This window comes from Coriobacteriia bacterium (assembly GCA_030652115.1).
In the GTDB taxonomy this organism is placed as follows: Bacteria; Actinomycetota; Coriobacteriia; order Anaerosomatales; family Anaerosomataceae; genus UBA6100.
The window spans coordinates 408,031-429,283 of sequence record JAUSBK010000007.1 but is presented as its reverse complement, the minus strand read 5'-3'; the positions used below and the strand labels follow the sequence as shown (position 1 = coordinate 429,283).

Annotated in this window: 19 protein-coding genes; 2 read left to right on the top strand and 17 right to left on the bottom strand. The window is 65.7% G+C overall.

Features of this window, described 5'->3' with window-relative positions:
- Positions 1 to 31: 31 nt before the first annotated feature.
- The 14 genes from Q7W51_06140 to Q7W51_06075 all read right to left on the bottom strand — a co-directional run bounded on the left by Q7W51_06140 (position 32) and on the right by Q7W51_06075 (position 14,107).
- A complete protein-coding gene (locus Q7W51_06140) occupies positions 32 to 313 on the bottom strand; it encodes a hypothetical protein (GenBank protein MDO8847947.1) in 282 nt (93 codons plus the stop codon).
- A gap of 230 nt (positions 314 to 543) precedes the next feature.
- Complete coding sequence (locus tag Q7W51_06135) at positions 544 to 1,971, bottom strand: proton-conducting transporter membrane subunit (protein ID MDO8847946.1); 1,428 nt, start codon at positions 1,969 to 1,971, stop codon at positions 544 to 546.
- Positions 1,971 to 3,437, bottom strand: a complete 1,467-nt coding sequence (locus Q7W51_06130; protein ID MDO8847945.1) for an NADH-quinone oxidoreductase subunit M — start codon at positions 3,435 to 3,437, stop codon at positions 1,971 to 1,973. Before Q7W51_06130 ends, Q7W51_06135 begins: the two co-directional genes overlap by 1 nt.
- Before the next feature lie 4 nt (positions 3,438 to 3,441).
- A complete protein-coding gene (nuoL, locus tag Q7W51_06125; GenBank protein MDO8847944.1) occupies positions 3,442 to 5,256 on the bottom strand; it encodes an NADH-quinone oxidoreductase subunit L in 1,815 nt (604 codons plus the stop codon).
- 2 nt (positions 5,257 to 5,258) lie between these two features.
- Positions 5,259 to 5,549 carry an NADH-quinone oxidoreductase subunit K gene (locus Q7W51_06120; GenBank protein ID MDO8847943.1) on the bottom strand — a complete coding sequence of 97 codons (291 nt, stop codon included), beginning with the start codon at positions 5,547 to 5,549 and terminating at the stop codon, positions 5,259 to 5,261.
- Positions 5,546 to 6,037, bottom strand: coding sequence for an NADH-quinone oxidoreductase subunit J (locus tag Q7W51_06115; GenBank protein MDO8847942.1), 492 nt, complete (start codon positions 6,035 to 6,037; stop codon positions 5,546 to 5,548). The genes Q7W51_06120 and Q7W51_06115 overlap by 4 nt, the downstream gene beginning before the upstream one ends.
- Positions 6,034 to 8,082 carry an FAD-dependent oxidoreductase gene (locus tag Q7W51_06110; GenBank protein MDO8847941.1) on the bottom strand — a complete coding sequence of 683 codons (2,049 nt, stop codon included), beginning with the start codon at positions 8,080 to 8,082 and terminating at the stop codon, positions 6,034 to 6,036. The genes Q7W51_06115 and Q7W51_06110 overlap by 4 nt, the downstream gene beginning before the upstream one ends.
- Positions 8,073 to 9,020, bottom strand: coding sequence for an NADH-quinone oxidoreductase subunit NuoH (gene nuoH, locus Q7W51_06105; protein ID MDO8847940.1), 948 nt, complete (start codon positions 9,018 to 9,020; stop codon positions 8,073 to 8,075). The genes Q7W51_06110 and nuoH overlap by 10 nt, the downstream gene beginning before the upstream one ends.
- Positions 9,017 to 10,153, bottom strand: a complete 1,137-nt coding sequence (locus Q7W51_06100) for an NADH-quinone oxidoreductase subunit D (protein ID MDO8847939.1) — start codon at positions 10,151 to 10,153, stop codon at positions 9,017 to 9,019. The genes nuoH and Q7W51_06100 overlap by 4 nt, the downstream gene beginning before the upstream one ends.
- 20 nt (positions 10,154 to 10,173) lie before the next feature.
- Positions 10,174 to 10,635 carry an NADH-quinone oxidoreductase subunit C gene (locus tag Q7W51_06095; GenBank protein ID MDO8847938.1) on the bottom strand — a complete coding sequence of 154 codons (462 nt, stop codon included), beginning with the start codon at positions 10,633 to 10,635 and terminating at the stop codon, positions 10,174 to 10,176.
- Positions 10,632 to 11,207: an NADH-quinone oxidoreductase subunit B family protein gene (locus Q7W51_06090; protein ID MDO8847937.1), complete on the bottom strand. Its 576-nt coding sequence runs from the start codon at positions 11,205 to 11,207 to the stop codon at positions 10,632 to 10,634. Before Q7W51_06090 ends, Q7W51_06095 begins: the two co-directional genes overlap by 4 nt.
- Positions 11,195 to 11,557 carry an NADH-quinone oxidoreductase subunit A gene (locus Q7W51_06085; protein MDO8847936.1) on the bottom strand — a complete coding sequence of 121 codons (363 nt, stop codon included), beginning with the start codon at positions 11,555 to 11,557 and terminating at the stop codon, positions 11,195 to 11,197. Before Q7W51_06085 ends, Q7W51_06090 begins: the two co-directional genes overlap by 13 nt.
- A 144-nt stretch (positions 11,558 to 11,701) precedes the next feature.
- On the bottom strand, positions 11,702 to 13,702 hold the full coding sequence (locus Q7W51_06080; protein ID MDO8847935.1) for an ABC-F family ATP-binding cassette domain-containing protein: 2,001 nt from the start codon (positions 13,700 to 13,702) through the stop codon (positions 11,702 to 11,704).
- A gap of 66 nt (positions 13,703 to 13,768) precedes the next feature.
- Positions 13,769 to 14,107, bottom strand: a complete 339-nt coding sequence (locus Q7W51_06075; protein ID MDO8847934.1) for a hypothetical protein — start codon at positions 14,105 to 14,107, stop codon at positions 13,769 to 13,771.
- Positions 14,108 to 14,371: 264 nt separating this feature from the next.
- Here Q7W51_06075 and Q7W51_06070 point away from each other — a divergent pair, with 264 nt between their 5' ends.
- Together Q7W51_06070 and Q7W51_06065 are read left to right on the top strand one after the other, a co-directional pair.
- A complete protein-coding gene (locus tag Q7W51_06070) occupies positions 14,372 to 15,265 on the top strand; it encodes a metallophosphoesterase family protein (protein ID MDO8847933.1) in 894 nt (297 codons plus the stop codon).
- Positions 15,266 to 15,301: 36 nt separating this feature from the next.
- Complete coding sequence (locus Q7W51_06065) at positions 15,302 to 16,264, top strand: hypothetical protein (protein ID MDO8847932.1); 963 nt, start codon at positions 15,302 to 15,304, stop codon at positions 16,262 to 16,264.
- Between the two features lie 34 nt (positions 16,265 to 16,298).
- On the opposite strand, the gene Q7W51_06060 is transcribed toward Q7W51_06065, so the two are convergent.
- The 3 genes from Q7W51_06060 to Q7W51_06050 all read right to left on the bottom strand — a co-directional run bounded on the left by Q7W51_06060 (position 16,299) and on the right by Q7W51_06050 (position 21,123).
- The gene (locus Q7W51_06060) at positions 16,299 to 16,841 is read right to left on the bottom strand and encodes an HPP family protein (protein ID MDO8847931.1); all 543 of its coding nucleotides are present in this window, start codon (positions 16,839 to 16,841) and stop codon (positions 16,299 to 16,301) included.
- A 113-nt stretch (positions 16,842 to 16,954) separates the two neighbouring features.
- Entirely contained in the window at positions 16,955 to 18,952 is a 1,998-nt protein-coding gene (locus Q7W51_06055; GenBank protein ID MDO8847930.1) for an FAD-dependent oxidoreductase, read from the bottom strand.
- Positions 18,949 to 21,123, bottom strand: a complete 2,175-nt coding sequence (locus tag Q7W51_06050) for a molybdopterin-dependent oxidoreductase (GenBank protein ID MDO8847929.1) — start codon at positions 21,121 to 21,123, stop codon at positions 18,949 to 18,951. Before Q7W51_06050 ends, Q7W51_06055 begins: the two co-directional genes overlap by 4 nt.
- Positions 21,124 to 21,253 lie beyond the last annotated feature (130 nt).

Here is a 21,253-nt window from a genome sequence, read left to right as displayed (position 1 = left end):
AGCCCGCGCCCGAACCCCGCATCGACGCCTGTTAGCGGATCGAGTCCGACACCACTCGTCCGATAAGCTTGCTTGCCAGTTCCTCGGAGGACGGCAACGCCTGGTCAACGAGCACCCTGGCGTGCGCGATCCGATCCTCACGCACATCCGGGATCTCGCGGAGCGCCTCGACGACCCTGTCGACGAGTGCGAGCGCAGCGGGATCCGCGTCTGCGCGGACCGGAACCGGGTATTCATCTGAGTTCCGCAGGTAGTCGACGGCTCGCCGTACCTGCTCGTCTGAAATCATCATCTCGTGGGTGAGTATCGGCATCGTGGACGGCTGGCTTTACCAAACGCGGGGGGCAGGATGACGGACGGCGCTCTCCGTGACTTCCCGCACAAAAAGGAAGGAGAGCCTCAAGGCCGGCACCTTGAGGCTCAGGGGTAAGGGGTTGCCGAAGCAACTCACTCAAATGACTATACAAGCCAAGAATACTTCATGCAAGGGTGAACTCGTTCACAATCAAGCACCGGCACTACGCACTTTGGGCGATCGGCTCTTTAGAGACCCAGTGCCGCGAACAAGGGGTCCAGACCGCGCGCAAGCGGAAGCATGCCAAGAACGATGAGCACGACCGCAAGGAGGCCTGCCACCCACGCGGGCAGTCCGCCGGATCGTCTCTCCGCCGGCGTCTCCGGTGCTTCGTCGAAGTACAGGGACCGGACGACAGATCCGTACCCGCCGAAGGACACGACCGCGGCGACGCCCGCCAGAAGAGCGAGCCACACCATGTCCGCCTCCACGGCAGCGGTAAGCACCGCGAACTTGCCCCAGAAGCCGGCCAGCAGCGGCACGCCCGTGAGCGAGAGCATCACCACGCCGAGCGACGCGGCAAGCAGTGGTGCCTCACGCGAGAGCCCCCTCAAGCCCTCGAGCGAGCCGTCCCACTCGGGACGAACCCTCAGGACCGCCTCGAGCCCCACGAACGCGGCGGACGCGGCAAGCGCGTACATGACGATGTGTACGACCGCAGCATCAATCCCTCCGGCTCCTGCCGCGAGAGCTGTCAGCGCGTAGCCCACCTGAGCGATCGCCGAGTATCCCAACATCCGTCCCACTGCACGTTGACGTACCATCCCGAACGCGCCGAACAGCAGCGAGCCCACCGCAAGCACCGTCAGTACGGCCGTGGTTGCCGCGGGGTCCACCGCTTCGAAGAGCGTCACCCGCGTGACCACCGTGAGCGCGACCACACCGGCGATCTTCGGTACTGCGCCGAGGTATGCCGCTACGGGGGGATCTGCGGTCTCGTACGCATCGGGCACCCATGAGTGGAACGGGAAAGCGCCCACCTTGAACGCGAGCACTGCCGTCACGAGCCCCAGGGCCATGAGCACCGCGCGCCCCTCTCCCACCCCCACACCTGAGAGCACCGCATCGTATCCCGTCAGGCCCGAACCCGCTCCAAGCAGGTAGGCGACGCCTATGACGGTCAGAGCGCTTGCGACCATGCCCTGGATGAAGTAGCGCACCGCGGACTCCTCGGCACGACGCGTACCGGCGCCTGCTACGAGCGCGTAGGCGACTACCGCCATCCCGGAGAGCGACACGACGAACACGAGCAGGTCGACCGTGGCGGCGAGCGCGGCCGCGAACAGCGCACCGAGCGCCATGAGCGCCGCCATCGGCACTCCCCGGGCACGCCCGGCAAAGCGCCGATGCCCTGCGGCGATCGCGACCGCAGTCAGCAGGTAGCCGAGCCCGCCGATGACCACAGCTCCGCCCGAGGCCGTGAAGACCGGTGACGCGACCATAGACGCGTCGAGATTCATCACGACGGCAGTGAGGGCGGCTCCAAGCAACGACGCCACGAGCAGCCACAGCGCGATCGAGCGCTGCTCGAACGCGTCGGCAAGCAGCGCCGCCACCAGCCCTGCGAGCACGATCGCCGCGGGCACGAGGAGTGTGAGGGGTACCTGCACTGCCATCACCTCGCCCCTGCAAGCGTCGCGAGAAGGTCGGCTATGGATGATCCCGCGAGATCCGTCACGATGCGGGGCCAGACCCCGAGCAAGACGATGAGGATCGCCAGCGGCGCGATGGCGAGCAGCTCCCTCGGCACGAGATCCGACAGGTGCTTCGCGCCACCCATCTCCGATGACGGCGATCCACCTGCGCCCGGCTCGGCGCGTTCGCCATGCACGACGGTGCGGATCGCACGCAGGTTGTATGCGCCGGCAAGCACCACGCCCAGGCCCACGAGCGCCACGGGCCAGCCGAAGCGCACGAACGAGCCGGTCACCGCCGCAAACTCGCCCGGGAACCCGGAGAGCCCCGGAAGACCAAGGCTCGCCAGACAGGCGAAGACGAAGACCGTCGCCCACTTCGGCATTGATGTGCCGAGTCCGCCGAACGCGCTCATCTCGCGCGTGTGCGAACGGTCGTACAAGCTTCCGACCAGCAGGAACAGCAGTGCTGCGACCACGCCGTGACTCACCATGGCCAGCATCGCTCCCTGCATACCAAGTTCGGTGCCGCTCGCCAGGCCGAGGACCACGAAGCCCATGTGAGCCACAGACGAGTAGGCGACCAAGCGCTTAAGGTCGCTCTGACCCAACGCAACTGCCGCGCCGTACACGATGCCGATCCCGCCGAGGACCGCGAGCAGCGGAGCAGCCTCGGAGAAGGCGTTCGGGGCGTACGGGATGCAGAGTCTCAGGATCCCGTAGCCACCCATCTTCAGCAGCACGCCGGCCAGCATGAGCGAGCCGGAGGTCGGGGCTTCAACATGCGCATCGGGCAGCCACGTGTGCAGCGGCCACACGGGGATCTTCACCAGGAAGCCGAGGGCGAGAAGCCAGAAGACGAGTTGCTCCTGCGGACCGAGCGCTACGGTGCCCGCCGGGACCATCTCGTGACCGCCCTGAGCAAGCACGAGGATCACCAGCGCGATCAGCATCAGGGCGCTACCCGCGAAGGTGTAGACGAAGAACTTCATCGCGGCCAGCCGGCGACCCTCGTGTCCCCATCCCCCGATCAAGAAGAACATCGGGATGAGCACGGCCTCCCATGCCACGTAGAACAGCACCAGGTCCGCGGCAAGAAATACAGCCAGCACGGCCGCCTCCAGCGCGAGCAGCAGGGCGAGGTGCGCGTTCAGTCGCTCGGCATTCCAGGACACCAGGATCGCGACCACGCTCAGTACCGCGGTCAACGCCACGAGTGGCAGCGCGATGCCGTCTGCCGAAAGGCGCACGAACGAACCCACGGTTCCGCTCAACGCGAACGTGAGGGGGGCACCTGACGCGAGGTACTCGCGCACCGCGAGCGCGGCAAGCGCCGCCGTACCGAGTGTCGACGCCAGGGCCACAGCGCGGTTCATCGGCGGAGAGCGGAATGCGAGCACCGCGAGGCATCCGGCGAGGGGGATCACGATGAGCAGTGCGATCGTCACCCCGTCACCGCCCCGCCCAGAGTGCAATGGCCACGAGCAGCGCCGCACCGACCGCGGTGAGCGACGCATACAGCGGCCCTTCTCCGGTCTGCATACCGTTGACCACCCCGCCGAGTGCGCGGACCGCCTTCGCCACGCCCATCACCGCGCCGTCGACCACGACCCGGTCGAAACCGGCGGCCGCGACAGACGCGCTTCGCTCGGTCCAGGACGCGAATCGCATCACCAGACCGTCCACGCCGTAGCCGGACCGCACGTACAGCCACCACGGTGCGGCACCCGCCGCCGGACCGTCTGCCTGCTGGGGAACGCCCACCTTCCAGCCCACGAGCGCGAAGACGATCGCGATCGCCGTTGAGCTGAGCGCCACGGGGAGCGCGAGCTCCCCGTGACCACCGAAGATGTGGGCGAACCACCCCTGCGCGGCGCCGAGGCCGGCTGCGAGCACCGCCAGAACGGCGAGAGGCACGGTCATCGTCATCGGCGACTCGTGAGGGTGGCCCGCACCGCGGAAGGTCCCGGCGAATGCCAGGCGCGTCGCGCGGAACGCATAGAGTGCGGTGCACGCGCTTGCGAGCAGGAGCGCCACGCCCGCCGCGGGTGCGGCGGACAGCACGGAGTCAACGATCGCGTCTTTCGAGAAGAAGCCGGCAAGCGGCGGAAGCCCCGTGAGCGCCACGATGCCGATCACCCAGGTTGCTGCAGTGACAGGCATCGCCTTGCGCAGGCCGCCCATCTCACGCAGGTCCTGCGTCCCCGCCCCGTGGATCACGCTCCCCGACCCGAGGAACAGGAGCGACTTGAACGCCGCGTGCGTGACGAGATGGAAGAACGCCGCCTGCCAGGCGCCGGCGCCGAGAGCCGCGAACATGAAGCCGAGTTGGCTGATGGTCGAATACGCGAGAACGCGCTTGATATCCGTCTGGGGAATGGCAGCTGCCGCTGCGCCGAGCGCGGTCACGCACCCGATCACGAGCACCACGAGCCGCGCGGTGGGAGACGCTTCGAATACGGGCCACGTCCGGACCACCAGGAACACGCCGGCTGCGACCATCGTGGCTGCATGGATCAGCGCGGAGACCGGGGTGGGTCCCTCCATCGCGTCCGGCAGCCAGATGTGCAGCGGGAACTGCGCCGACTTGCCGGCCGCTCCCACGAAGAGCAAGAGCGCGATGGTAGTGATGGTGCCGGCCTCGAGGGTCGGAAGCGCTTGCATGACCTCGGCCAGACCGAGCGTGCCGGTCTCCCGCCATAGCAGCGCAAGGGCAAACAGCAGACCCACATCGCCGACGCGGGTGACCATGAACGCCTTCATCGCCGCGCGGGCAGCGGACGGCTTGTGGAACCAGAAACCGATGAGCAGGTAGCTGCAGGCGCCTACAAGCTCCCAGGCGATGAACAGATCGAGAAGCGACCGGGCCACCACCAGTCCGCTCATCGCAGCGGTGAATGCCGAGAGCAGCGCGAAGTACCGCGCCTGAGAACGATCCTCGGCCATGTAGCCGACCGAGAAGATGACGACCATCGCCGCGACGACGCCGACGACCAGCAGCATCACTGCCGAGACCGCGTCGAGGGCAGGACCGACCTCCATGGTGCCCGGCGCCAGCCATGCGATCGCCCCGGACTGCCCGAGACCGATGAACGGCTCCGGCGAGGCTGCGTCCGCCGACTGCGCGAGATGCTGGATCCCCGTCCAAACCGCAAGTACCGGCCCGGCAAGCACCAGCCAGCGTGTCACGCGAACCGCACGCGCACCCGCAAGCGCCGTTCCGAGAGCGACGACCAGGGAGACGACGAGTAGGATCTCGACCCGCATCACTAGCCGGACACCTCCCCGAACTCCTCGACCTGCGAGCGTCCTGTGCCGCGGAAGGCGGTCACCACAAGCGCCAGGCCGATCGATGCCTCGGCGGCAGCAATCACCAGAACGAGCAGCGAGGCGCCCCCGATGACCGGAGCGTTGTCCAGTGTCCCGCTCGCGAGGAGCAACACATTCGCCGCGCCGATCATGAGTTCGCCGCCCGCGAGCATGCCGATCACGTCACGTCGCACGAGCACGGCGTAGAAGCCGAGTGAGAATACCGCAGCACAACCCACGGCGACGATCATCGGTCCTCACCTGCCTTGACGATCACGAGAATCGCAAGGAGCGAAGCCAGCAGAAGCACGCCCGCCAGTTCGAAGACGACGAGTCCCGGCCCCAGCAGATACGCCCCTACGTCGGCCGGTTCGACCATCAGACGATCTGACGTCCCGAGAACGGGAGCCACACCAAGCGCCAGCAGCAGGAACACACCGAAGCTGATCAGCGCCGCGCCCGGGTCTTTTCGAGACCGCACGGCAAGCCGCTCGTCTGTGCCCCGGCGTACGACCATCAGCGCGAAGAGGAGCAGGACCAGCACGCCCCCCACGTAGAGGAATACCTGTGCGACCGCGACCAGCGGATGGCCGAGCACAAGGAACGCCGCGGCGACGGCCAGCAGGAAACCCCCGAGCGAGACGAACAGGCGCACCGCCTCGCGCGCGAACACGACCCCGGCTGCGCATGCGATCATCGCGACCATCGTCGATGCGAGCGCGATGTCCGAACCGCTCATCGCTCGACCTCCTTGCGCGTGGGACACGCAGGCGAAACGATGCCGTCACGGCCCGTTGCACGCTCTCCCCCGGCATCTCGCAGCATCTCGCCCTTGTCGAACGTCATCAGTTCCCGGTGGAAGAACGAGAGCTCGTACTGGCCGGTGTGCGTCAGGGCGCCGGTGGGACACTGCTCGGCGCACAGACCGCAGAAGCAGCACATCGTGAGGTCAAGCTCGTAGCGCGTGAGGCAGCGCTCTCCCGGCGTGTCGTCCCGTTCGACCTGGATGGCGAAGTCCGGGCACGTCCGCGCACAGAAGGTGCAGCCTACGCACACCTCGGACTCGCAACGCAGGCACCGGGTCGCCTCGGCCATGGCCTCGTCGTAAGCGAGACCCAGTTCCACGGGCCGGAAGTCCCGCGCCCGTTCCTCGGCATCCGAGAACGGCATGCCTGCGCGTAGACGGTCGTCCTCCACGAGGCTCAGGTCTACCGGAGCGTACTTGGCGTACTTGGGAACGGGCCGCCGAACGCGAGACTCCTCGTCGACAGGCTGCTCCTGCAAGTAACGGTGGATCGTCTCGGCGGCCTCGTGTCCCGTAGCGATCGACCCGATGGCGCTGCCGGGACCCGTGACCACCTCGCCACAGGCGAAAACGCCCGGGGTGGTCGTGCTGAAGGTCGTGCCGTCCACGGCGAGCCGGTTCTGCCCGCTCATCATCACTTCCGTGCCGCCGAGCAGCGCGTCGAGCTTCGCGGCCTGGCCGATGGCGAAGACGACGACGTCGCACGCGAAATCGCTCAGGCCTTCGCCGAACTTGGGCGAGAACTTGCCGACTTCGTCGAAGACCGACAGGCACTCGCGCATCTGCATTCCGACCACGCGATGGCGCTCCACGAGCACGCGCTCGGGGCCGACGGAACACGTTGCGATGACGCCCTCGTCCAGCGCCTCGGCGATCTCCCACGGATGCGCCGGCATCTCTTCGTCCGACTCGAGCGACGCGAGACGCACCTCGCTCGCGCCGACACGAAGGGCGACCCGCGCCACGTCCACGGCTACGTTGCCGCCGCCGATGACGAACACGCGCTTCCCGCGCACACCGGCCTCGCCGGTGTGATTACCCGCCCAGAGGAACTCAAGCGCGCCCACCACACCTTCGGCGTCGGCGCCCGGGATCGGCAGGATGCGACTCTGCTGCAGCCCGACGGCAAGCAAGAGGGCGTCGGCCTCCCGCCTGATGGCGGCGAGGGGCTTGTCCTTGCCTACCTCGACACCACAGTGGAGCTCCAACCCCATCTCGACTATGTCGTCGATCTCGCGCGACAGCACGTCACGCGGAAGACGGTACGCCGGGACGCCGCTACGCAGTGCGCCGCCTGGCTCCTCCTCCGATTCGTACATCACAACACCGTAGCCGAGGCGCATGAGGTCGTACGCCGCCGCCAGTCCCGAAGGACCGGACCCGATGATCGCCACGCGCTTGCCCTGCGTGTTCGGCAGAACCGGCAGCGCGTCCGGTCGGATCTTCTGGAACTCCTCGAATGCGAACCGGTGAAGCGGTCGGATGGCGATGGGTTCATCGTAGAAGTTCCGCCGGCATGCGGTCTCGCAGGGATGATGACAGATTCGGCCGAGTACGCCGGGCATGATGTTCCGCTCGCGAACCAGTGCGTAGGCGTCGGCAACGCGGCCGTCTGCGATGAGGAACGACTGCCCCCGGGCGTCCACGTTCGCGGGGCAGTTGCCGACGCATCCGGGCAGGCGGGAGGAGCGGTGCAGGCCGTCGATGACGGAGTTGTGCTCTCCCGGCATGGAGCTCAGCAGCGGCACCTCATCGCGACCGAGCACGCCACGCAACCGGAGCGCGCCCCGCCACCGGTCGCTCACCGTGAGCTTCTCGGCGGGATAGCGCACGGTGACCGGGCGCGTGCGCACCTTGCTCACGGTGACAGCAAAGCCCGTGAGGATGGAGCGTGCACCCGCGAGCATGCCCTTGATGCCGGCAGGATACTCGTCGCTGACCGTCGCGGGCGTGCGGACGGGCTCAGGCTTCACAGCCATAGCGAGACCACCCCCGCCACCACGAGTTGGAGCAGCGCGAGCGGCGTCAGCACCGTCCAGCAGAACGTCATCAGATGGTCCTGCCGGAAGCGCGGGAACGTCCACTTGATCCACATCACTGCGGTAATCAGGAGCGAAGCGAGCAGGATGAAGACCGCGAGTCCGCCAACGCCCGGCAGCCAGCGGAAGCCGCCCAGGAAGACCGCCGCTCCAAACAGTGACGCGACGATCATCGCTCCGTACTCGCCCATCATGAAGATCGCCCAGCGAAAGCCCGAGTAGTCGGCGAAGTAGCCGGCAACGATCTCAGACTCCGCTTCCGGCAAGTCGAACGGACCGCGGTTCATCTCGGCGATCGACGCGATGAAGTAGATGAGGAACCCCACGAAGGTGAGCGGCACCCACCACCAGCGCCACGCGTCCATGACCTCGATCGGCCGCATCGAACCCGCCAGGATCACCACGGAGAGCACCGAGAGCGAGCGTGGCACCTCGTAGGAGATCATCTGCGCGGCGGCGCGCAGACCACCGATGGTCGACAGCGTGTTGTGCGACCCCCAGGCCGAAAGCAGTATGCCGATGACGCCGATGGCAGGGACAGCGAGGAAGAACAGCATGCCCACCGACGAATCGAACGGCGCCCACCCAGCCCAGAACGGTATGACCGCGGCGCCCATCGCAATCGGCGCAAAAACGGCAAGCGGCGCATAGCGGAAGACCGGCTTGTCCGCCCCATCGGGGACGATGTCCTCCTTGAAGAGCAGCTTGGGCACGTCGGCGATCATTTGCAGTGAGCCCGCGGGGCCGATCTGCTGCGGGCCGTAGCGCAGCTGGATACGTCCGGCGACCTTGCGCTCCCACCACACGCCGATGACCGCGCCACCGGCGATCAGCATCACCGCGCCAAGGCCCCAGAGGAGTCCCCACACAAAGGTCACCGGTCCACCTCCCCGAACACAGGGTCGAGGGATCCAAGGATGACCACGAGGTCCGAGAGCGTGTGGCCCTCGGCAACGAGGGGAAGCAGGGCGAGATTGCAGAAAGCGGGCGAACGCACCTTCATGCGGTACGGCCGAACGCTGCCGTCGCTCACGAGGTACACGCCGAGGGACCCTCGGGCGCTTTCGATGTGGTCGTAGGCGTCGCCCGGCGGCGGCGCCAGAAGGCGCGGCATCGCCTCGGCCTTGATGTCACCAGGCTTGAACTCGGCGAGCCCGTCCAGGGCCTGACCGATGATCCGGCAGGACTCCACCGCCTCGTAAACGCGCACACGAGCCCTGTCGTAGGAATCGCCGCGCGAACCCACCGGGACGTCGAAGTCGAAGCGCGGGTAGACGGAGTACGGGTCATCGCGGCGAAGATCCCACGAGACCCCCGAGCCGCGGGCGACCGGACCGGTCGCGCCCCAGGCCACGGCATCGGCGGCAGCAAGCACGCCGATGCCCTTGGTACGAGCGCGGAAGATGACGTTGCCGAACAGGAACCGGTCGATCTCGAGCATCGCCGCTGGGTGCTGCGCGATGAACGCGCGACACCGCTCGACCCAGCCTTCGGGCAGATCGGAGGCGACGCCACCGGGGCGCACATAGTTGTAGGTAAGCCGTGCGCCGCACAGCGCCTCGAACAGGTCGACCACCATCTCGCGCTGCCAGAACGTGTACATGAAGGCGCTGGTGGCGCCCGTGTCTGCGCCGGCCGGGCCGATCGCCATCATGTGGCTGGCGATGCGCTGCAGCTCGCAGACGATCACGCGGATGTACTCGGCACGCTCAGGCACGCGGATGCCGGCCAGGCGCTCTACCGCCCGGCAGTACGCCCAGTTCGCGTACATCGAGCCGACGTAGTCCAGCCGGTCCGTGAGCGGCACGACCTGCAGGTACGTGCGGTTCTCGGCCATCTTCTCGATGCCGCGGTGCAGGTGCCCGATGATGGGCTCCGCCTTCACCACGATCTCGCCGTCGAGCTCCACGAGCACGCGGCAGACCCCGTGAGTGGAAGGGTGCGAGGGACCGATGTTCACGACGAGGTGTCCGCTCTCGTCTGTGACGGCAACCGGCGTCTCGAGCTCCATGTCGATGTCTCGGGGCTCGGTCACAGGTAGTCAGGCCTCCTGATGATCCCCGGATCCTCGTAGTCCTTGCGGAGCGGGTGGCCGACCCAGTCATCGGGCAGCAGTATGCGCCGAAGGTCCGGATGGCCCTCGAAGGTGATACCGAACAGGTCGTAGACTTCGCGCTCGTGCCAGTTCGCAGCGGGCCACAGGTCCGTGACGCTGGCAACCGCGGGATTATCGCGCGGCGCGCGGGTACGCACGATCATGCCCACGCGCATTTCCCGCGACCGGAGACGATAGATGAGCTCGAACTCCTCGCCGAAATCGACTGCAGTGACCATGCCGAGCATGTCGAATCCGAGCGCCTTAAGGTCAGCTGCAGCCTCATGGAGACCGGACGACGCAACCTGCATCACGCCGTCGCCGAACTCCACCGAGAACAGCGGGCACAGGTCCGGGTAGGACTCGCAGAGATGCTCCCGAAGCTCGTTGATGTTCACTCGTCGTCACCGGCCGAGCCGCGCGGGGCATCTGAGGGCAGTGGGAGGATCGACTCGATCTCGCGAGCACGTCCGGGCGAGACGGACTCCGCACGGACCTTCTCGCGTAGGCGCAGGATCGCGTCCTGCAAGGCCTCCGGCCGCGGCGGACATCCGGCGATGTAGACGTCCACCGGCAGGAACTCGTCCACGCCGCGCACGACAGAGTAGGTATCGTAGTAGAAGATGCCGCCGGAGATCGCGCAGTTCCCCATCGCGATACACCACTTCGGCTCTGGCATCTGCGCCCACAGGAGCTTAACCGACGGCGCCATCTTGTGGGTGATCGTGCCGGCCACAACCATCACGTCGGTGTGCCGGGGGTCCGGACGCGGGATGGAGCCATGGCGGTCGAAGTCGAACTTCGAGAACGACGCTGCGATGAGCTCCATCGCGCAGCACGCGGTTCCCATCGGCATCATCCACAGCGAGTACCCGCGAGCCCAATCGGCGATAGCGTCGATGCTCGTGAGGATGATCCCGCCGCCGGGGACACGCTCGAGTGCCTTGGCCACGTCGTCTATGCCGGCCACTTCAGCGCCCCCTTCTTCCAGGCGTAGAAGAGGCCGAGTGCGAGGAATGCCGCAAATGCTCCGACCTCGACCGCACCCGTGAGAGAGCCGCGCACTCTGGACGCCACGGCGAACAGAAGCACCGTCTCGGCGTCGAAGATCACGAACAGGAGCGCGATGGTGGAGAAGCGGATGTTGACCCCCCGCCACGGGGATCCGGCCTGCGGGATGCCGCATTCGTACGCACTGCCCTTGAGCTCGCTTGGGCGCTTGGGCGCTAGCAGCGAGTTTGCCCCCAGCATGACCAGCAGGAACAGCACCGGGCCGGCGGCGAGCCCGACTACGAACAAAAGGGTCTCACTCGAAGTCACCGCTCACCCCCAGTACCATTCCGTAGTGTACGAACAGCGCGACGCGACTCCCAACCAGTCCACACGGCGCAGAAGCACCGCCTCACGCTTCTGCCTCCGTAGCCTTATATCAGACCGGCCCATAGTTTGTAAACATTGTTACAATCATTCCGGACCTCCGGCTTGTAGAGCCTCGATGCGTTCGGAGAGATCGAGCCACTCCGCCTCGAGCGCCGCGAGGCGACCCTTGACTGAAGCATACTCCTCCATCGCCGCCGTGAAGCGTTCCTTGTCCTCGTAAAGCGCGGTGTCGGCCAGAACTGCAAGCAACTCCTCGTGACGGACGTTCACCGTGGAGAGCTCCCGGTCGACCGAGGCCAACCGACGCTTCGCATCCTTCGTCCCACGGTAGAGGCGGTTGCGCGTCTCGGCCTCGGCTCGTTTGGCATCCTTGCTCCTCCGCTCGCGCGGCTCGTCTGAATCCGCCGCACGACTCGCCGTGGCCTCGGTCGCCTTGCCGAGGCTGCCCCGTCCGCCACCGCCAGTCGGCACACGAGTTCCCTCGAGCTCGGCGCGCTTGTACGCGTAGTACTCGTAATCGCCCTCGTAGATCGTGACCCCGCCGCCGCGCACGTCTGCGATGCGATTGCAGACCCCGCGGATGAGGTGCCGATCGTGGGTGATCAGCGCCAGCGTGCCCGTGTACTGCCTGAGCGCAGTCTCAAGAACGTCACGGCCCTGGATGTCGAGATGGTTCGTCGGCTCGTCGAGACAGAGCAGCGAAGCCGGGCGCACCAACATCTTTGCGAGCGCCAGCCGCGCGCGCTCACCGCCCGAAAGCACGCGCACCAGCTTCTTCACGTCGTCACCGTGGAACAGGAACGTGCCGAGGAGCGTGCGCGCCTGTTGTTGCGTCCAATCGGGTGCGGCGGTGAGCAGCTCGTCAAGCACCGTGTTACGCAGTCCGAGCGCCTCGAGCTGGTGCTGCGCGAAGTACGCGACCGTGACCTTCTGGCCGAGGGCGCGCGACCCCGTGTCGGCAGCGAGCTCGCCTGCAAGCATCCGCAGGAGTGTGGACTTCCCCGCCCCGTTCGGCCCCACGAGGGCCACCTTATCGCCCCGGTAGAGCGCCAGCGAGAGGTCGCGGTAGACCACGTTCTCGCCGTAGGCTTTGGCGACGTGGTCGAGCCGGATCACCTCATCGCCGGTCCGCTCGGGCTGCGGGAACGCGAACCTGACCTTCTGACGCGCCTCGGGAAGCTCTATGCGTTCCACGCGGTCGAGGGCCTTGATGCGGCTCTGTACGGCCTTCGCCTTGGTGTTCTTGTAGCGGAAGCGCTCGATGAAGCGCTCCTGTTGCTCGATGTGGCGGTCCTGCTGCTTCTTGGCCGTCTCCAGCCGCTCCTGGTCGCCGACCTTCTGCGCCTCATACTCCGAGTAGGTGCCGTGATAGACGGAGAGTCGCCGCCGCTCCAGCTCGGCCACCCGGTCGACAAGCGCGTCCATGAAGGAGCGATCGTGACTCACGAGGAGGACCGCTCCCTCGTAGCTTTTCAAGAACCCTTCGAGCCAGGTCACGCTCTCAAGATCGAGATGGTTGGTCGGCTCGTCGAGGAGCAGCACGTCAGGCTCCACGAGCAGCAGCTTCGCGAGCGCCACGCGCATGAGCCACCCGCCCGAGAGCTCGGCCACGTCACGCCCCAGATCGCGCTCCTTGAAGCCGAGGCCGGTCAGCACCGAGCGCGCCTCAGCATCCACTGTGTACCCGCCGAGGTGCTCGAAGCGCTCCTGCAGCCGACCGTATTCGGCGAGCAACACCTCGGCCTGCTCAGCCTCGGCCGTCTCGAGCTCCTCGGCGAGCATCGCGATGCGGTGCTCGAGCCCGCGGACGCCGGCCGCCTCGGAGAGCACCTCATCGAGAACGCTGCGTCCGGCCATCTCGATGGCCTCCTGACGCAGATAGCCCACCGTTGCGCCCTTGGCGCGAATGACCGAGCCCTCGTCAGGCTCCTGGTTGCCCGCGATCACCTCGAGCAGCGTCGTCTTGCCGGTGCCGTTGGCGCCAACCAGCGCAACGCGGTCGCGCGCACCCACGCGAAGGAACGCGTCCGCAAACAGGACGCGCTCCCCGATGGATCTGGTTACATGGTCGACAGTAATGATCACGCGAAACAGTCTAGCAGGGTCCGAGACTACAGCCGCAGCCGGTGAAGCGGGATTCGCGGTGTGTGATCAGTTCCTCCGCCGCATGGCGTCTGACTCGGACGACTGCAGCAGCTCCAGTTTGCCAACGTCTTGCATGAGTTCGCAGTGGCAATGGAAGATGGAGTCGGGCTCAGCACCCCAGTCGAGCGCGCGCTCCGAGAGCAGGTTCACGACCTTGGCCAGCACAGGCAGTGTCGGCGCGTCGTACGATCCGCCGACCGACTGGAACGCAAGCGCGACCATACCCTGGGCGGTTGAACGCACCGCCGCCGCGCTACTGTCGAGCCCGAGAGCCGCGCGGGAACGCGCAAAGTAGTCGCCGTGGGTCGACAGCAGACAGTCGATCACCTTGTCGCGAAGGTGCATCACTGTTAGCTCCGCATCGACTTCCCAGCCAGGTCCGTCGCCTTGAGCACCTTTGCCGTCCATTCCTCGCCTCCGGCGTGCTGTCGTTCCCCCAGTCCCTGTATCGGCATCCATCGATGGACACTTAGTGACAGATTGCACAAGACACACGATAGATACCCACTAGGGCATGTACCCATAGACCGCCTGGCGGCCCTGATGCAGCGCCCGCCGTCCTGGCGCAGACGCCGCGACCGCCGTAGAGTGATGCGAGGGGGTGATTGGGTGCGCACGGACCAGCGTCTGACCGAGGCCCGCAAGAATGCACGGGTCGCACAGATCGATGACAGCTCGCGCTACGTCATCATCAGCGACTGCCACCGCGGCGATGGCAGCCACTCGGACGAGTTCATCAAGAACCAGAACGCCTACCTGCACGCCCTCGACTACTACTACGAGGATGGCTTCGTGTACGTCGAGGCCGGTGATGGCGACGAACTCTGGGAGCACCCGAATTTCAGACACATCAGGAACGCCCATCCTGAAGCCTTCGATGCGGTGCAGCGCTTCCACGACGACGAGCGTCTCATCCTGCTGTACGGCAACCACGACATCCAGCTCAGAGACCCGGCATTCGTTGAGCGCAACTTCTTCACCTACTACGACGACTACACCGAGCTGACGTACCCGATGCTACGGGGGATAGAGCCCCGTGAGGCCCTCGTTCTCGAGCACACCGGAACCGGCCAGAGAATCCTCGTGGTACACGGACACCAGGGCGACTTCTACAACGACCAGTTCTGGTTCATCACGATGCTCTCCATGAAGTACACGTGGCGGTTCATGCACGCCTTCGGATTCCAGAATCCGACCAGCCCCTCCAAGAACGTCACGAAGCGGCACAAGATCGAGAGAAACTACAACAAGTGGATCGAGAAGCACCGCATGATGCTCATCTGTGGCCACACGCACCGGTTCAAGTTCCCGCGCCGCACCGAGCTCCCCTACTTCAACACAGGGTGCTGCATCTACCCCACGAGCATGACGGCTATCGAGATCGCCGAGGGTGCGATCCAGCTCGTTCGCTGGCACGTCGTGCCGAATGACGACGGGCTGCTCGCGATCGAACGCCAAACGATCCACGGACCGGAGCCACTCCGGAAGTTCGATATCAGGTAGGAAGAACCACACCCGCGAAGACCGGGGGGAACTCAGATGCGACGTTTCGCGGAGGCCGTCACGACATCCGGCACGTCGATCAGCCGACCTGCTTTCAGAGCGCTCGTCTCGTCCTTGGCCGTGCTCGCCGTGCTCGCGGCGTCGTGTGCACCCCAAGCGGCCAGTCCGACCGCATCCCCGCCTGCCGCCGCCACCCCGTTGCGTGGCCCCTATCTCGGTCAGGAACCGCCCGGAATGGCAGCCGAGGTCTTCGCCCCGGGAATCGTCTCCGGGCCCGATTCCACCGAGTTCTCGGGGACCTTCTCCCCGGATGGCACGGAGTACTACTTCTACCGGGTCGCGGCTGATTCATCGGCAACGATCCTGTTCAGCACACTCGTGGACGGAGAATGGACCGCCCCCGAGCAGCTACCGGAAACGGCAGGATACGACGCGTACACTCCCCACCTCACCTTCGACAACCAGAGGCTGTACTTCGGCTGGCGCCACCCCGCCCCCGAAGGACAGCCCGGTCCTCCCTCCGAAATCGGCATCTACGTGCTCAAGAGGACCCAAGCGGGCTGGTCGGAACCGGAGTTCGCAGGTGGGGGCATGTTTCCAAGCTCAAGCCGGGATGGCCAGATGTACGTCACCGACTTGTCGTCGCGAGACATCAACGGGCAGACTTCTCTGGCGAGGATCACACTGCAGGGAGATCGCTTCGCAGAGTACGAGACACTGCCCATCACCAGCGGCCGGGGAAGCCAGGCGCACCCGTGCATCGCTCCCGACGGGAGCTACCTCCTGTTTGATGTCCAGGGCGGGGCGTACCTCTTCGTCAGCTTCCGAAATGCAGACGGATCGTGGGGCGATGCGATCGATTTGACGCAGCACGGTTTCGACCGTATGGCCGGCGGCGCCTCCATCTCCCCTGATGGAAAGTACCTGTTCTTCGCTCTGCGCGATGACATCTGGTGGGTGGATGCCAGTGTCATTGAAGCGCTGAGGCCGCCGGAATAGGCTCCTCGCTGCACGGCACCTCTCGGAAGGTTCCTCACCACCAAGAGACCGGGTAGCGCCGGTCGGCGAAGAGGTTGTTGTACAGCACAGCGATGACGACCAGGAGCATCGCCCCCAGACCCACCGGCGCGAGCACCCAGGTGAACGCAGTGATCTCCTGCAGCACGGGCAGGAGGGCCGTGACCGCGGCTGGCGGGTGATACGTGCGCGTCATAGCCATGGCCACCATGGCCAGTCCAACGGCCAGCGCCATTGTCCACCATGTGGTCTGACCGCTCACCGAGAACACGACGAGCCCAACAAGGGCGGAAAGTACGTGCCCGCCGATGATGTTGCGCGGCTGCGATACGGGAGCGGTCGGGAGCCCGAAGACCAAGGCGCAGGTTGCCCCGAGCGGAGCCATGAAACAGGTGACGAGCTTGAGATCAACGGTGAGCGCGTAGAGGATGGCTATGGCAAGCGCTCCGCCCAGACCAGCGACGACAGACTCGCGCCATGTGGGATGGGGCGCCTCGGATCGGATTCTCACACCCTTGAGCTTCTGCAGATAGGACAACTGGGGTTTGTCTTCCACCATGCCAATGAGCTCCCCTTGTCATGCAGGCCTCCCAGGCCTGCTGGGCGGTTGTGCTGGCCCGGGAGGCACTCCCGATCGTCAGGCAGTGCCTCCCGGAAGCTGGGGAACCGGGCTTACTTGATGTACAGGACGGACTCCTCGCTCAGGTCAGCGATGATCGACCGGCCCAGAGTGGCTGCCTTCTGCCGGAGCAGGTCTATCTCGCCGAAGCTGATGGCATCGGTGAGGCACGTCTCGACACATACAGGCACCTCACCCTGGTGGATGCGGGGCCAGCATAGGTCGCACTTGTGGGCCTTGCCTTCCTGCGGGTTGAACTGGATAACCCCGTAGGGGCAGGCCTGCAGGCAGCTGCTACCGCACTTGAGGCACCTATCACCCTCCTGGACCACCATCTCTTCCGCCAGGCCCTGCTCGACTTCGGCGAAGTCCTGGGAGCGCTCCGCGGGCTCCACGCGAGGCATGGGCGCTCGATCGGCCGGGTTGTACTTCTCTTTCTGCACCTCGTCCACGGCCACCCATTCCTTGGCCCGGCCCTGGCGTAGATCCAGCCCCTTCAAATAGCGGTCGATCGATACGGCCGCTCGCTTGCCGTCGGCGATAGCTTCAATGACGGTGCTCGGGCCGCGAATCGCATCACCCGCAGCGAAGATGTCGGGGTCGCCGCTTTGCAGGGTCAGCAGGTCGACCTCCATCGCCCCTGCAGGGGTCAACTGGCAGGCGCACTCGGGCGTCAGGCACGCCCAGTCTGCTTCCTCCCCCAGAGCCACGATCACGGCATCCGCGTCAACCGTGAACTCGGAGCCGGGAACGGGCTCGGGATGCGGCCGGCCCGAGGCATCTGGCTCGCCCAGGCGCATCTTGATGCAGTCGATGGTCGTCACCTTACCGTCGTTGCCGCGGAAGGCCACGGGCTGGGTAAGCGTGTGGATGGGGATGCCTTCATCCTGCGCATCGGCGATCTCTTCGGGATGAGAAGGCATCTCTTCCAGGCCACGCCGGTAGAGGACGAAAACCTCTTCGGCTCCCAGCCGACGGGCCGTGCGGGCTGCGTCGAGGGCTACGTTGCCGCCACCGATCACGGCCACCTTCTTGCCCAGGGGAGGCGACGCGTTCAGGTTGGTCTGGCGCAGATACTCCAACCCCTCGTAGACACCCTCCAGGTCCTCACCCTCGGCGCCCAGCTGCTTGCATTCCTGCGTTCCGATGGCCATCAGGAAGGCACCGAACCCCTCGCTGCGCAACTGAGCGATGGTGGTGTCCTTGCCCAGCTCTACGCCGGTCTTCATGGTCACACCCATGTCGCGGATGACCTCGATCTCGGCGTTGACCACATCGCGCGGCATGCGGTAGGCGGGTATGCCCAGGGTGAGCATGCCGCCGAGCACCGGCGCTTTCTCCAAGATGGTCACCTGATAGCCGTCACGGGCCAGGTAGTATGCACAGCTCAGGCCCGCGGGACCGGAGCCGATGATGGCCACCTTCTCCTCGAGGCGGTCCTCCAGTTTTGGCACGTAGCGCGACTCCGCCTTGAGGTCCTGGTCGGCCACAAAGCGCTTGATCGCGTTGATGGCCACGGCCTGATCGACATCAGCGCGCTTGCAGACCGCCTCACAGGGGTGGTGGCACACACGCCCGCAGATGGCTGGCAGAGGGTTATCGTCCTTGATGACCTTCAGGGCTTCGGCGTACTTCCCCTTCGCCGCGAGCCCCACATAGCTCTCTACGTTGATGTGAGCGGGACACTCGACCATACACGGCGCGTGCTTACGCTTATCGGCTCCCAGGGTGCCTGGTACTGCGTTGCACCCGTTGCACTTCTCCCAGTCGATCTGCACGATACCGGTCTGTTCATCTCGGCTGATGGCGTCTTCCGGGCAGGAGGTCACGCACCACGGATCCGCGCAGTGCTGGCACGGGACGACCCAGGAATCGACGGCCACATTGGGGAAGACGCCGGTCCAGCGATCTTCCACGCGCAGGTAGTAGGGAATCTCATTAGGCATCGCTTCGACATGGTCGACAAGCTCATGGAAGTTCCTGCAGGCCACGACGCACGTCTTGCAGCCGATGCAGCGGTTGAGATCTATCATCAGTCCCAACTGTTTCATGACGTCCTCCTCTCATTCCCGATCCGGACACGCGTCGAGACGTGCGATTCGGCGCCGATGACGTCTTGCCACTCCAACGTCGTGCCGGAATCCGGCACCAAGAGGTTGTCGCTGACACCCCCGCCGGTAGTGGCTACCCGGCCAGTCGTCTGGCCGAAACCGTGAGCCATAGCGACGCAATCGGGCCGGAGGCCCTCCGTCAATCGGGCCGGCAGGCTGACCTCTCCTCCGTTGGGAGCCGCTACCTGCACCATCTGCCCGTCGGTGATGCCCATATCCTTCGCGACGGCGCGGTTGATCAGCAGGAAGTTCTCGTACATCCCCGATACCGAGTCCCGCAGTTGAGGGTTGTTGTGCGTCCACTGCCCCGTGCCGGCCTGGTAGATGGTCCGGTAGGAGAGCAGGATGAACGGGTAGTCTGCCACGTTGACGTCGTATTCCGCCGGCAGACCCGGCCTCGGCAGGGCCTGATTGCCGGGAGCATCCTCCAGGTCTTCCCAGTACAGGTGAGCCTTCTTGCTCGGCGTGCCGAAACCGCCTGCCTGCTCGTACTTGCGAAAGCCGAGCGTGCCCGGTGACCACATGCCGCCCATCTGCTGCAGCTTCTCGATCGAGAGGCCCAGACCCGCCAGCTGGATGTCGTAGTACTCCACATCGTCTTTGAACTGGAAGTACTCGGGCACCAGCCTCTTGCCAAGCTCGATGAACACCGAGTTGGAGTGCCGGCACTCGCCGGGCGCTTCGACCACCGGCTGGCGCAGTACGATGCCCTGCCCGAAGTTGTACCACCATGGCATGTACAGGAGATCCCATCGCTCGAAGTACGTGCGGTCGGGTAGGACGAGGTCGGCGAATTTCGAGGTCTCCGAGAGGTTGATCTCGATGGAGACAAGGAGCTCCAGCTTGTAGTCGCCGTTCTCGTCGGTCTCGCGGACGGCATCCTGCCAGGCCTGCTGACCCATTTCCGTCAATGCCGGGTTTGCTTCGGCCACTATCAGGGCTTTGAGCCCGCCATCCGTTATCGCCTTGGCCTCGTACCAGGTCGGCTCCATGATGAAGGAGTAGTGGTCGAAAGCTTCGCGATCGGGTCCCGTCTTGTGCCAGCCCAGTTCGCCGAGATTTGGCCCATCGGGGGCGGGCAGCACCGGCGACAGAGGCGTGAGATCCGGCATCGGCTGCCCACCGGGGGCATCGATATTGCCGGTGATGGCCGAGAAGATCGTCCAGGCGTGGCCGAAGTCCAGGGCCTGCCCCAGCATGATGCCCTTGAAGCTATCCACGCCCACCGCCGGTGCCTTGGCGCACTCCTCGGCCAGCTGCTTGATCGTCTCGGGTGGCACATCGCAGATCTCGCTCATTGCCTCGGGCGTCTTATCAGCGATGTACGCCTTGAGCTTGTCGAAGTCGCCCTCGCGGACCCAGTTGTCCACGAACTCGTGGTCGTAGAGGTCCTCGGCGATGATGTGCTGGATCATCCCCAGGAACAAGGCGGTGTCGCCGCCGGGCTTGATCGGGATCCACCAGTCGGCCTTAGCGGCATCGGGCGTGAACAGGGGGTCGATCACGACCAGCTTTGCGCCCCGCTCCTTGGCATCGAGGATATCGCGCGGGACGGCGGCGTTATCCAGGGCACCAAAGGCGTGCCGCCCCACCAGGAGTACGATCCCGCCCTTGGGCATCGTGAACCAGGCCGGTGGGATGTGGTGGTTGGGTACCCCTCCCGCAGTCTTGAGCCAGGCCACGATCTTTGCCGAATCGCAGTGCGGTAGGGCGGTGTTGATGAAGCCTCCGTAGGCGTTGAGGAAGCGCCACTTCGGGTCGGTGATGCTGTGGGGGAAGAAGCTGGCCGTGAGCTTGTGAGCTTCGCCCCGGTCTTTCAGATCACGGAGCTTGTCGGTGATGATATCGAGCGCCTCGTCCCAGGAGATGCGCTCGAACGTGCCCTCGCCCCGCTTTCCCACCCGCTTCATGGGGTACAGCAGCCGGTCCGGTGAGTACTCCAGGGAAGTGCCCGACATGCCCTTGACGCACGCTTTGCCGTGCGCCCGCGGGTTCCCCCGGATCTCCTTCACCTCACCATCTTCAACCCGCGCCACGATTGCGCATCCGGCCTTGCATTGGTAGCAAGCAGTCGGAATCCACGCTGATGCGCCCACAGCCCCTCCTCCCATTTCGGGCTCGAGGGAGTCCGGCCCTGCCCGACCCCCCGGAGCAGCCCCGTGAACGGCGCTTCGCAGCTGCGCGGCCGGCGCAACTGCAAACGATCACCAATGAGGGTTTCCCCATCGGTTGTCGCTGCTA